Source organism: Chryseotalea sp. WA131a, assembly GCA_025370075.1.
GTDB lineage: Bacteria > Bacteroidota > Bacteroidia > Cytophagales > Cyclobacteriaceae > ELB16-189.
Genome location: CP073016.1, coordinates 3,711,663 through 3,724,479, shown reverse-complemented (window position 1 = coordinate 3,724,479; position 12,817 = coordinate 3,711,663). Strand labels below are relative to the sequence as shown.

Annotated in this window: 13 protein-coding genes; 9 read left to right on the top strand and 4 right to left on the bottom strand. The window is 42.5% G+C overall.

Annotation, left to right across the window (positions count from 1 at the left end):
• Nucleotides 1–4: 4 nt before the first annotated feature.
• Entirely contained in the window at nucleotides 5–466 is a 462-nt protein-coding gene (locus tag KA713_17140) for a ribosome maturation factor RimP (GenBank protein UXE66160.1), read from the bottom strand.
• A 139-nt stretch (nucleotides 467–605) separates the two neighbouring features.
• Here KA713_17140 and KA713_17135 point away from each other — a divergent pair, with 139 nt between their 5' ends.
• Nucleotides 606–1,595, top strand: a complete 990-nt coding sequence (locus KA713_17135) for a M28 family peptidase (protein UXE66159.1) — start codon at nucleotides 606–608, stop codon at nucleotides 1,593–1,595.
• A gap of 2 nt (nucleotides 1,596–1,597) precedes the next feature.
• Here the strand turns inward: KA713_17135 and KA713_17130 are convergent, their stop codons facing one another.
• From KA713_17130 to KA713_17120, 3 genes are all read right to left on the bottom strand, one after another.
• Nucleotides 1,598–4,000, bottom strand: coding sequence for an ABC transporter permease (locus KA713_17130; GenBank protein UXE66158.1), 2,403 nt, complete (start codon nucleotides 3,998–4,000; stop codon nucleotides 1,598–1,600).
• A gap of 82 nt (nucleotides 4,001–4,082) precedes the next feature.
• Nucleotides 4,083–5,072, bottom strand: coding sequence for an SDR family oxidoreductase (locus tag KA713_17125; GenBank protein UXE66157.1), 990 nt, complete (start codon nucleotides 5,070–5,072; stop codon nucleotides 4,083–4,085).
• A 6-nt stretch (nucleotides 5,073–5,078) separates the two neighbouring features.
• Nucleotides 5,079–6,392 carry a UDP-glucose/GDP-mannose dehydrogenase family protein gene (locus KA713_17120; GenBank protein UXE66156.1) on the bottom strand — a complete coding sequence of 438 codons (1,314 nt, stop codon included), beginning with the start codon at nucleotides 6,390–6,392 and terminating at the stop codon, nucleotides 5,079–5,081.
• 200 nt (nucleotides 6,393–6,592) lie between these two features.
• On the opposite strand from KA713_17120, the gene KA713_17115 reads away from it, so the two are divergent.
• The 8 genes from KA713_17115 to KA713_17080 all read left to right on the top strand — a co-directional run bounded on the left by KA713_17115 (nucleotide 6,593) and on the right by KA713_17080 (nucleotide 12,816).
• Nucleotides 6,593–7,732 carry an acyl-CoA dehydrogenase family protein gene (locus tag KA713_17115; protein UXE69175.1) on the top strand — a complete coding sequence of 380 codons (1,140 nt, stop codon included), beginning with the start codon at nucleotides 6,593–6,595 and terminating at the stop codon, nucleotides 7,730–7,732.
• Between the two features lie 55 nt (nucleotides 7,733–7,787).
• Complete coding sequence (locus KA713_17110; protein UXE66155.1) at nucleotides 7,788–7,982, top strand: 30S ribosomal protein S21; 195 nt, start codon at nucleotides 7,788–7,790, stop codon at nucleotides 7,980–7,982.
• A gap of 99 nt (nucleotides 7,983–8,081) precedes the next feature.
• Entirely contained in the window at nucleotides 8,082–8,960 is an 879-nt protein-coding gene (locus KA713_17105) for a tyrosine-type recombinase/integrase (protein UXE66154.1), read from the top strand.
• 49 nt (nucleotides 8,961–9,009) lie between these two features.
• Nucleotides 9,010–9,306, top strand: a complete 297-nt coding sequence (gene raiA, locus KA713_17100) for a ribosome-associated translation inhibitor RaiA (protein ID UXE66153.1) — start codon at nucleotides 9,010–9,012, stop codon at nucleotides 9,304–9,306.
• Between the two features lie 102 nt (nucleotides 9,307–9,408).
• The gene (locus tag KA713_17095) at nucleotides 9,409–10,533 is read left to right on the top strand and encodes a BamA/TamA family outer membrane protein (GenBank protein ID UXE66152.1); all 1,125 of its coding nucleotides are present in this window, start codon (nucleotides 9,409–9,411) and stop codon (nucleotides 10,531–10,533) included.
• A 2-nt stretch (nucleotides 10,534–10,535) separates the two neighbouring features.
• Nucleotides 10,536–11,318, top strand: a complete 783-nt coding sequence (gene lgt, locus KA713_17090; protein ID UXE66151.1) for a prolipoprotein diacylglyceryl transferase — start codon at nucleotides 10,536–10,538, stop codon at nucleotides 11,316–11,318.
• Nucleotides 11,319–11,320: 2 nt separating this feature from the next.
• Nucleotides 11,321–11,749 carry a hypothetical protein gene (locus tag KA713_17085; protein ID UXE66150.1) on the top strand — a complete coding sequence of 143 codons (429 nt, stop codon included), beginning with the start codon at nucleotides 11,321–11,323 and terminating at the stop codon, nucleotides 11,747–11,749.
• Nucleotides 11,750–11,754: 5 nt separating this feature from the next.
• Nucleotides 11,755–12,816: a saccharopine dehydrogenase NADP-binding domain-containing protein gene (locus KA713_17080; protein ID UXE66149.1), complete on the top strand. Its 1,062-nt coding sequence runs from the start codon at nucleotides 11,755–11,757 to the stop codon at nucleotides 12,814–12,816.
• Nucleotide 12,817: the final 1 nt, after the last annotated feature.

The window sequence follows — 12,817 nt, the reverse complement described above, 5'->3', positions numbered from 1 at the left end:
TTTGCTAGTTAAAAGAAACGGTTACTATTGTTTTTTCTATGTCGGTAAAAAGTATTTCTCTAGTCATCAATCCTTTGTTCTTTTCTTTGTTTTGCGTCTCCAATATAATTTTTTGTTCGTCTGCATTCAGCAATTTTCCGCGCAACAATTCTTTGTCCGTCAGTTGCACTTTTACATTTCGTCCAATGTTGGCGAGGTACTGTCTTTTCAATTTTAGCGGATGATCAATGCCCGGTGTGCTCACTTCTAATGTGTAGGCTTCTTTGATCAAATCTTGTTCATCCAGTTGCTCGGCAAGCAATCGGCTCAAGTTTGCACAATCGTCTATCGATATACCCTGATCACCATCTACAAAAACCGTTATTTTAGTAGGCTTGTGTTTGGAAACCGACACATCGACCACAAAATGAGAAGGGTTTTGAAGCCCTTTCGCTGCCATTTCTTTTATTTTTTGATTCAATTCCATTTCTTGACTCAACTTTTGATAAACAAAGAGGGGACTTGCGGTCCCCTCTAGCTTGATTCGTAAGAAAGTGATGCAAAGGTAATAGATTTTTACTTTATCGCAAATAATTGTGTTATTTGAAACTTGTCACCCACTTATCATGACCATTCGTTTATTTTATTTCATTGTCTTTGCGGGATTGTTCTTCGCATGCGGAAATAAAAAGCCGAAAGAAGAAGTAGTTACTACCCGCGTAGTTCAAGTGCCCTTCTTTAATGGCGACTCTGCTTATTTTTTTGTAGCGCACCAAGTAAAGTTTGGACCACGTGTCCCCAACACATCGGCACATACAAAAATGGCCGAGTTTTTAGTAAATCGATTGGCTCAGTACAAAGCAAAAGTAGCTGTGCAAGAATTTGAGGCGACTACCTTTGACAATGAAAGACTGAAATTGAAAAATATCATTGCCAGCTACAATCCAGAAGTGAAGAAGCGGATTTTACTGGCAGCCCATTGGGACACACGCCCGTTTGCTGATAAAGACAAAACAAAAAAAGATTCCCCCATTGATGGGGCGAATGATGGAGCCAGCGGGGTTGGCGTTTTGCTGGAAGTGGCGCGTATTTTAGGAAGCAACACATTGCCTTCTGTCGGTGTCGATATTATTTTTTTTGACGGAGAAGATTGGGGCGAGCGTGATGGCCAAAAAGAAGTGCCGCTGCCCGAAGGGCAAGCATCTTGGTGGTGCTTAGGCTCACAATATTGGGCGAAAAACAAACATCAAAAAAATTACAGTGCGTATTATGGAATATTGCTTGACATGGTTGGCGCCAATCGTTCGCAGTTTTACCGCGAGGAGGTTTCGTTAGAATACGCAGGCCAAACCGTGGCCAAAGTCTGGGATGCTGCAGCGAAGCTGGGCTACTCTGATTATTTTGTGAAACAAAACGTAGGTGGCATTATGGATGATCACCTCATCATCAATAAAATTGCTAAAATACCGATGATCGATATTGTGCATTACCAAGCGGGCATTGGTTTTTTTGGCGACTACCACCATACTACCAAAGACAACTTGAGCTTGATCAGTAAAGAAACATTAGAGGCCGTAGGCGCTACGGTTTTGAATGTAGTTTACAACGAAGAGTAATCTTACTCATACCGTAACGATTTTACCGGATCGCCCATCGCAGCTTTTAATGTATGGATACTCACTGTTAATAAAGCTATGATCACTACCGTGATGCCAGGTATCGCGAAGAGCCACCATGCTAATGGAATGCGCATAGCGAAGTCTTGCAGCCACGAGTTCATGATCCACACAGATAGTGGGATAGATAAAACGATGGCCACCGCAATCAGTAAAAGAAAATCTTTACTGATCAACCGCAAGATGCTAAACAACGAGGCGCCCAGTACTTTGCGAATGCCAATCTCTTTGGTGCGCTGCAAAGCCGTAAGAGATGACAAGCCGAACAACCCCAAGCAAGCAATGAAAATTGCAAGGCCAGAGAAGATCCCGAAAATATTTCCAAACTGCTGGTCGGCTTGGTATTGTTTGTTGTAATGCTCATCCAAGAAAAAATAATGAAACGGATTGCCAGGAAATATTTCTTTCCAGGCCAATTGAAACTGCGCCATGGATTCTTTTACCTTTTGTGTGTTGAACTTCACTGAGTAATAGCCACCGGGAGCATCATCATAGCGAAAGATCAGCGCATCAAAAGCTTTCTTTAACGACTCTTGATGGTAATTTTTTACCACACCTACAATTTTGAATGTATCGCCCCAGAAAAATATCTGATCGTTAATGGCATCTTCCGGTTTTGCAAAGCCCATTAGCCGAGCAGCCGATTCATTGAGTAACACCTTTTTATTTTCGTTGGCTAAACCATCTGAAAAGGCACGGCCTACTGCCATTTGTAATCCGAAACTTTTGATGAACTCGCCATCCATCATAATGATGCGGTACTGATTCTGTTCATCCTCGCGCTGACTTAACCTGCGGATTCCACCTGCATTCCAATCGGGCTGCGTACCCGGCACCGAGGTGGAGGCCGATACCGAAACTACTTCCGGGTATTGAGAAAGCCTTTGTTTGAAGGCTTGAAATTTATGCTTGTACGTAGTGTCTGTCACCATGGGCGAATTGATCACTACGGTCTGATCGATGTTCACGCCCAATTCCTGATTGCGCATAAAGCTGATCTGTTGGTAAACGGTGAACGTACCAACCATCAAGGTGATCGAAGCAACAAATTGCATCACCACCATGCCCTTGCGCAGCCATACCCCTTTGTCAGAGTTTCCAAATTTTCCTTTCAATACTTCCACTGGGCGAAAGGATGATAAAACGAAAGCGGGATATAAACCCGATAGCACCGCACCCAATAAAATAAGTGCCGCCAACACGATCCAAAAAAAAGGTTGTTGGAAAAGGGCATAGCCCAAGACTCTGCCTGTCAATCCACTAAACCAATTGGTCAACAAAAATGCAAATGCCACGGCCACTAACACAGCCAACACATTTAAGAAAAGCGACTCCGTTAAAAACTGTTGGATGAGTTGAAAGCGAAACCCACCCAAAACTTTGCGCACGCCCACTTCACGCGCTCGCTCAATGGATTTGGCTGTTGAGAGGTTAATGTAGTTAATCCACGCGATGAGCATAATCAACATGGCTACGATGGATAAAAAGTAGACCGATTGCCGACTACCGTTCGGCTTAAATTCCATAATGAAATCTGAATCCAAATGAATATCCGAAACAGGTTGGAGATGGAAAACCATCCCGGCATTCATCGGTTTCAACTCTGCGCCAACTTTCTTTTCAACAAAGGCGGGGAGTTTGCTTTCAAATACCTTGGGATCGGTTTTTTCATTCAGCAGTACGTAGGTCATAAAACCATCCCATTGCCAAGAGTCCATTTGCGTGTCCCACAATTTCATTATGCTGCTGATCGAGCCGAGGGCATCAATCTGCATGTGCGAGTTGGCGGGGAGATCTTCAAACACACCTGTGATTTCATAATCTGTCCTGCCATTTAACTTCAAGGATTTACCTATTGGATTTTCCTTACCAAAATACTTCTGCGCAAGCGATTTTGATAACACCATTTTAAACGGCTCTTTCAACACCACCGAATCAACCCCATCGATTAACTTGATAGAAAATATTTTGAAAAAATCTTCGGAAGCGAAATACGAATTCTCTTCTTTGAAATAGGTATCGCCATTGGCCATAATGCTATTCAACCGAATCAATCTTACATACCTTTCCACTTCAGGAAAATTCGCCTTTACATCAGGCCCAATGCCAGCCGCGCCCGATGCCCAGCTAGTAGAAAGCTCGCCTTTATCGTAGCGATCTAACTGCAAGCGGAAAATGTGATCCTTCTTATCCAGAAAATTATCATAGCTCAACTCGTGTAATACAAACTGCGCAATCAACATGCAAGCGAGCATGCCAATGGCAAGCCCTGCCACATTGATGAATGTGAACACTTTGTTTTTGGAAACGTAACGCCAGAGGGAAGTGAGGTAGTTTTGGAACATAGCAATCCTATTTACGAAGGATTACTAGATAAAATGCAAATAGTTACAAGGAAAAAATTGGCTAAGTTCAATTGAAAGGGTTCTATTTGATATACCCGTCAAAATTTTTGTGGTCGCGCTGATAAAGTACCTCTTTGGGTAATGATTTGAAATACTCGTAGGTGATTTTCAAACCTTCGGCACGAGATACCTTCGGTTCCCACCCCAACATATTTTTGGCTTTGGCAATATCAGGCCTGCGTTGTTTGGGGTCATCTTTGGGCAGGGGATTATAAATTACTTTTTGCGTAGTGCCTGTCAGCTTGATAATTTCTTCTGCAAAATCGCCAATGGTAATTTCGTTAGGGTTGCCAATGTTCATTGGCAATGCATAATCGGATAGCAATAACCGATAAATGCCTTCCACCAAGTCATCGACATAACAAAAGGAACGTGTTTGTGAGCCATCGCCAAATACTGTTAAATCTTCTCCACGCAAAGCTTGGCCAATGAATGCGGGCAGCACGCGTCCATCATTCAGGCGCATGCGCGGACCATAGGTGTTGAAAATCCTCACGATACGTGTTTCCAACCCGTGAAAGGTATGGTAGGCCATGGTCATTGCTTCTTGAAAGCGCTTGGCCTCATCGTATACGCCACGCGGACCAACGGCATTCACGTTTCCTAAATATTCTTCCGGTTGCGGATGCACAGTCGGGTCGCCATAAACCTCTGAGGTAGAGGCGATCATGATGCGTGCTTTTTTGGCCCGCGCCAATCCAAGTAAATTGTGAATACCTAGTGACCCGACTTTTAACGTCTGAATTGGAATTTTCAAATAGTCGATGGGGCTGGCGGGCGATGCAAAGTGCATGATGTAATGCAATTCGCCTGGCACGTGCACAAACTTGGAAACATCGTGGTGATAGAACTCAAATTGTTCAAGCTTAAATAGATGCTCAATGTTTCGCAAATCGCCCGTGATCAGGTTATCCATGGCAATTACATGATAGCCTTCTTTAATAAACCAATCGCACAAGTGTGAGCCTAAAAAGCCAGCACCACCCGTAATGAGGACTCTTTTTCTTTCCATTTTCATCTACGCGTAAATCGTTTCACGACCAATGCTAAAGTAGGTGTATTTTAATTCTTTCATCACGGCCAAGTCATAGAGATTTCGTCCATCAAAGATTACTTTATTCTTAACGATAGACGAAATTTTTTCAAAGTCTGGAGTACGGAATTCGGGCCACTCGGTGGCAATAAAAATAGCATCGGCTCCTTGGGCAGCTTCATAAGGTGTATCACAGAATTGGATTTTATCACCCATCAATCGCTTCACATTTTCCATGGCCTCCGGGTCGTGCGCCTTTACAATGGCGCCAGCTTCCAGCAATTCTTCAATGTTATAAAGAGCGGGGGCTTCCCGTATATCGTCTGTATGTGGTTTAAACGCTAAGCCCCAAACCGCAAATACTTTTCCTTTTAGATCTCCCCTAAAATAATCTTTGATGCGAGGGAAAAGTTTAGTCTTTTGGTCAGCATTAACATCCATTACTGCTTTCAAAATTTTAAAATCATACTTCACATCCGATGATGATTTCTCCAACGCTTGCACATCTTTTGGGAAACAACTTCCGCCATAACCAATGCCTGGGAATAAAAACCGTTTGCCAATTCGGCTATCGGTCCCAATTCCTTTTCGAACGGAATCCACATCTGCACCTACCAACTCGCATAGGTTGGCAATCTCATTCATAAAAGAAATTTTAGTAGCCAAAAACGAATTGGCTGCATATTTTGTCAGTTCGGCTGAACGTTCATCCATAAACACCAACGGGTTGCCTTGGCGCACAAACGGAGAATAAAGCGTTTCCATAACTTTTCTGGCACGCGCAGAGTTGGTGCCAATTACTACCCGCTCAGGTTTCATAAAATCTTCTACCGCCACACCCTCGCGCAAAAACTCGGGATTGGACACCACATCAAAAGCCGTTTTTGCTTTTAACGAAATTCTAGTATGCACCTTGTCGGCAGTTCCTACAGGCACGGTACTTTTATCAACGATTACGGTATAATCTTTGAGCAAAGGGCCAAGTTCTTCGGCCACGCCCAAAATATACTTCAAGTCAGCAGATCCATCTTCTCCAGGTGGTGTGGGCAATGCCAAAAAAATAATCTTGGCTTCTTTTATTCCTTCAGCCAAATTGGTTGTAAAAGATAGCCTGCCTTGCTTTAAATTTCTTTCAAAAAGCTGCTCAAGGCCTGGTTCATAGATGGTGATTTTCCCGCTCGATAGTTTATCAACTTTAGATTTGTCGATATCCACACACACAACGGTATTGCCCGTTTCAGCAAAGCACGTTCCGGTTACCAATCCAACATAGCCGGTTCCAATTACACTAATGTTCATTTAAATTTTATAATAGGTTTTAAAGTTGACAAAAATAAGCGATTTGAGGCTTAACCCTAATAGCATCCAAAGAATACGATGATTTTAATGTAACGATATCACCATAAACCTAACATTCGTTTGTTAGTATAAATACTTTGCATACTTTTACCATAAAATTTTTAGAAATCATGGAAACACTAGTGGAAGCACCAATGGGAATAAGTTTTATTGAATCGGAGAATCAAAAGATGATTGCCAAAATGATACAAGATTTTGGTGAGAAGGAAATGGTGCCCAATCGTATGGAATGGGATGAATCGCAACATTTCCCACTCGATTTGTTTAAAAAGCTAGGACACCTTGGCTTGATGGGTGTGCTCGTGCCGGAGGAATATGGAGGTGCCGGCTTCGGCTATCACGAGTATGTGACAGCCATTGTAGAGCTATCCAAAATTGATGGATCAATAGGGCTATCAATGGCGGCACATAATTCTTTGTGCACGGGCCACATTCTTCAGTTTGCCAACGAATCTCAAAAGCAACAATATCTACCCAAACTCGCTACGGGCAAATACCTAGGGGCTTGGGGTTTGACGGAACCCAATACAGGCTCGGATGCAGGAAATATGCGAACGGTAGCTGAAAAAAAAGGAGATTATTTCATTCTCAATGGAGCAAAAAATTTTATCACTCATGGCAAATCGGGCGATGTGGCCGTAGTGATTGCCCGCACTGGCGAAGTAGGCGATTCGCATGGCATGTCTGCTTTTATTGTTGAAAGGGGTACCCCCGGGTTTTCGGCTGGAAAAAAAGAGAATAAGCTTGGCATGCGTGCCTCCGAAACAGCCGAAATGGTCTTCACAGACTGTAAAATTCACAAAAGCCAGTTGATCGGTAACGAAGGCGAGGGTTTTGTTCAGTCCTTAAAGGTGTTAGACGGAGGCAGAATATCCATTGCATCGCTGAGTTTAGGCATAGCTGAAGGAGCTTATTTGGCTGCATTGAAATACTCCAAAGAGCGTCATCAATTCAACCAGCCCATTGCCAATTTTCAAGGGATTTCGTTTAAACTGGCGGAAATGGCTACAAAAGTCGAGGCCGCTAAGTTGCTTACTTACCGCGCGGCAGACCTAAAAAATAGAGGCATGAGCGTAAACCGCGAATCGGCCATGGCAAAGTTGTATGCCTCCGAAATTGCGGTGGAGGTGGCCAATGATGGGGTTCAGATTTTTGGCGGTTATGGCTACACCAAAGACTTTCCGGCTGAAAAGTATTACCGCGATGCCAAGCTTTGTACAATTGGAGAGGGCACCTCGGAAATACAGAAATTGGTAATTTCTAGGTCGATTTTAAAATAGTATTTGCTCATTTAGGCTCAATTACTCTATATTTGCAGCCCAAACAAGAAAAGAGATGCTAATCATAAACATTAAAGAAAACGAATCAATCGACAAAGCCTTAAAACGCTTCAAAAAGAAATTTGAGAAAACCGGTGTTTTGAAAACATTGCGTGCCCGCACATCATTCACCAAGCCATCTGTGAAAAGAAGGAGTGAAGTGATTCATGCTTCTTACATCCAAAAGATGTACGCCAACGATAACTACTAACATTCTATTAATATTTTATAAACAATCCCTGTTCGATTTCATTCGGGCAGGGATTTGTTTTATATTCACACTATACAAAAGGGGGGTTGTGTAGTCTTAATGGTTGATTCATTTTTAAAATATCTTCAATTCGAGAAGAGGTATAGCCCCAAAACGGTGATTAGTTATGCCACGGATCTACATCAGTTTGAGAAATTTTTGTTGAACGAATTTGAAACCACGCCCCAAGAAGCCTCTTATGCTTTGGTGCGCTCTTGGGTTGTAAAATTGACCGAAAGTAAAATTGGCAACACCTCCATTAACCGAAAGATTGCGTGCTTGCGCTCGTTCTATAAATTTTTGAGAAAGCAAGAAATCATCACCAAAGACCCCATGGTGAAAATCAAAATCCTAAAATCGCCCAAGCGCCTTCCGCATTTTGTGAGTGAAAATGATTCTGTGAAACTGCTCGACAACTTGGTCTTACCTAAAAATCACGAAGGCACTCGCGACCAGTTGATTTTAGAATTGTTTTATGGCACCGGCATGCGATTGTCAGAGTTGATCCATTTGAAGGAGTCGTGCATCAACTTAAAAGATCGCACCCTTAAAGTGGTAGGAAAAAGAAACAAAGAAAGAGTTATCCCATTTTCCAATCCGCTCGTTTCATTGATAGAAGAATACATCAAGTTGCGCAACCGCGAAATCGATAAACAAGATCATGGATTACTGCTGGTAACCGAGAAAGGCGAGCCGCTGTATCCGGTATTGGTTAATCGTGTGGTAAAAAAATACCTGAAGTTGTTTACTAGTGTAGAAAAGAAAAGCCCGCATGTATTGCGCCACACCTACGCTACGCATTTGTTGAACAAAGGGGCAGAGATCAACGCGGTCAAAGATTTGTTGGGGCACAGTAGCTTGGCCGCTACACAAGTGTATACTCACAACTCGATGGAGAAATTAAAAAAAGTATTTGAGCAAGCACATCCGAAAGCATGAAGATAAAAATTGTTTCTAGTAATATGTTTCACTTAAATTGTTAACGCGTATGAAATTGCAAGTTCATTCCATCCATTTCGATGCCGACCAAAAATTGGTTGACTTTATCCAACGCAAAGTTGATAAGCTCGAAACATTCTATGACCGGGTAGTGGATGGAGAAGTTTTTCTTCGATTGAATAACGAAGGGGTTGATAACAAAACCGTAGAAATAAAAGTGAAAGTGCCAGGCACACAGTTGTTTGCCAAAGAGCAAGCCCGCTCTTTTGAAGCGGCCACTGATATGGCAACGGAAGCTTTGCGAATTCAGATCAGAAAGTTTAAAGAAAAGCACCAAAACGAATAAAGTACCTTAGCACTTCATTAATAAAAGGTCACTTCGGTGGCCTTTTTTTATGCCATTGAATACCGATATTTACCGCTTAAAGTTGGAGTTTAATCAATGAGTGTGAGGCTTCGAATAGTGGTATTTATTGCTATGTTGGTCTCGGCTGTGATAGCCAAGGCCCAAACGGATGTGTCGACACCTTTGTTTAAACGCGACTCGGTTGTAAAGCCCTATAAAAACAAGTTGTTGATTTTCCCACTCACAGCACGGTCTACCGAAACAAGCTGGGTATTTGGTGTGGCCAACGCTTTCATTTTTAAAACCAACAAAAAAGATTCGGCTCTTCGCGTTTCCACTATACCTTCTGGTTTTTTATATACCCTGAACGATCAAATTTTGATTGCCCTCGGAGCGAACATTTTTTTGCCCAAAGAGCGTTACATCATCCGTTTCGAAAATTCATTCAGTAAATTTCCTGATAAGTTTTGGGGCATCGGAAATAAGACCGATGGAAAAGAGCCTGAGAGCTATACCTTCACGCAATTTTACATCAACCCACAATTGTACCGAAAAGTGAAAGGCAATCTTTTTTTAGGTGGTGGAGTAGATTTTCAGCGCGTATTCAATTTAGAGTACACGCCCAATGGATACTTCGATCAAGATAAAGTGCTGGGCGCGTCAGATAGGGGTGAGTACAATGTGTTTGGTTATAGTCTTTTCATAAATTACGATTCGCGCAATCATGCCTACCAACCCGATCGTGGAGCTTTGTTTCGTGTAAAGTTTTCAGATTTTAACAAAGGCTTTGTTAGCGATTATGATTTTAGAGTACTGGAGATAGATTTTCGAAAATTTATCCGTGTATCGCGAAAAAGGATTCTAGCTATTCAAAGCTTTAACACGTTCAATTTTGGCAACGTGCCTTATCGCAACCTTGCGATCCTTGGCGGGAACAATATGATGCGTGGCTACTACGCAGGCCGTTATCGTGATAAAATGTTTATGGGTGCTCAAGTGGAGTATCGATTCCCTATTATAGGCAGATTTGCAGGAGTTGCCTTCGGCTCGCTTGGCGAGGTAGCCAGCGATTTTGGAAATTTTAATTTAGAACGCATCAAACCAGCTGTGGGCATAGGGACACGCTTTGCTGTGCTTCGACAAGAAAAACTAAACCTGCGTGTAGACGTAGCAGCGGGAAATGGCGGTGAAATAAACTACTATATTGTGCTGGCCGAATCATTCTAAGCATGCATCCCATTCTATTTGAAGCCGGAAAATTTACTGTCTATACCTACGGATTTTGCATTGCCATGGGCGCGGTGCTAGGTGGGTTGTACATGTATCGGCAAGGCAAGAAACAATTTGGCTGGACGTTCGATCAAGCCAACACCTTGTTTGTGCTTTTGATTGTGGGTGGAGTGGTTGGAGGAAAACTATTTGTGATTTTTGAGAACCCTGGTTATTACTTAAAAAACTTAAAGCAACTTTTTTCGGGAAGCGGATTTGTCTTTTACGGATCGTTGCTTACGGCCATACCCATCATGCTATGGTATTTTAGAAAAAATAAAATACCAGTGTTGGCCATGCTCGATGTAATGGCGATTGTAACCTGCATCGTGCATGGTTTTGGCCGAATCGGTTGCTTTATGGCCGGCTGTTGCTATGGTAAACAAACCCCTTCTTTTTTGGGCGTTACCTTTACTCATCCCCTTTGTCAGGCAGAGCCAAAAAATATTCCTTTGTTCCCTACGCAGCTAATGGAAGCTACCTTCATTTTTGCCATCATGATTTTGCTGCTGGTCTACAAACCTTACAAGAAATTTAATGGCCAACTCTTTATCACCTATTTGATTTTGTATGCGATAGGAAGAAGTGTGTTAGAAATTTTTAGGGGAGATTTGGAAAGAGGATTTGTGATCAAGGATTTAGTTTCAACCTCTCAATTCATTTCAGCAATCGTTGTTTCGGTAGCCATTTATTTTTATGTAAAGTTGAGGAGAAAGGCTACCTTGAACCATCAAAGAAAATAATTATGGAAAACACCTCTGTCGTTCAACGCTTCTTTCAAAAAGTGATAAAATTCATTAAAAGACTATTACTGATTATAGTTATTCTGGCGGCCATCGTATTTGCGATTTCGTATTGGGGAACGTTCGAAAAAGGAGTGATGGCGGGCAAAGTCTTGCGCTTAAGCCAGAAAGGATGGGTGTTTAAAACGTATGAAGGAAAACTTAACTTAGATACTTTTGGTGCCTTGAAAGGCGTTAGCCCGATTGCCGAATCATTTGACTTTTCAGTGGAAAGTGATAAAGTGGAAGTCATCAAAGCCTTGGAAGAAGTAGCGCTGAGTGGCGAACGAGTAAACCTGCAATTCGAAAAACGTTTTCTCGCCTTTCCATGGCGAGGTGATACACGGTATTTTATAATCAAAGTAGAGCGATCTGAAAATCTTAAACAATAAATACGGTGAAGAACTCCAATCAAATTGTAGTGTATGGCTCGTATGGCTATACAGGCAAACTTATAGTTGATTTGTGTAAGTCAAAAAACTTGGAGGTTGTGCTGGCAGGCAGAAATGAAATGACCTTGCAAGCGCAAAGTACCAAGACAGGCTATCGTTATGTAGTGGTTGAAAGCGATGACCTCGAGGGGTTAAAAAAATTATTGCAGCCTGCTAGGTTGGTCATTCATTGCGGAGGCCCTTTTCGCTACACGGCCAAAACGATGAGCGAGGCCTGCATGGCTACCGGCACACACTATACCGATATAACTGGTGAATACCAGGTTTTTGAATCGCTTCCAGATTTAGATGCAAATGCAAAACAGCTTGGTTTAATGATAATGCCAGGCACCGGCTTCGATGTGGTGCCCTCTGATTGTTTGGCTTTGCATTTGAAAAAACGGTTGCCATCGGCCACCCATCTTCAACTTGCCTTCACCATGTCCAAAGGCGGCTTATCTCGGGGCACTTCCAAAAGCATGACGGAAGGATTGGGATATGGTGGGCTGATCAGACAAAACGGAGTACTTACCTATTGCGCACTTGGTTCAAAAGTTTTGGAAATAGACTTTGGTGGATTTAAAACAAAAACGTTGTGCATTCCGTGGGGCGATATTTCAACTGCGTGGCGAAGCACGGGCATACCCAACATAGAAGTCTATACAGGTGCCACCGATAGCATGATTGCCAATGCCAAACGTAGCAATTATTTTAATTGGTTGCTGCGCATGCGTTGGGTAAAAAATTTCATGCTCAAACAAATTGATAAAAAACCGGCAGGCCCCAGCGATGATAAACGAGAAACAGGCAGAAGTTTTTTATGGGGAAAAGTGTGGGATAACTCTGGCACCTCGATAGAAAGCCGGTTGGAAACCATGAGCGGCTATAAGTTAACGGCTGAGACATCGGTATTGATTGCCCAAAAAATTCTAGCCGGAAATTTCAAGCCCGGCTACCAAACACCTGCTATGTGCTATGGCTCGGATTTGATAATGGAAATAGTAAGTACCAAAAGACTTGATCTGTGAA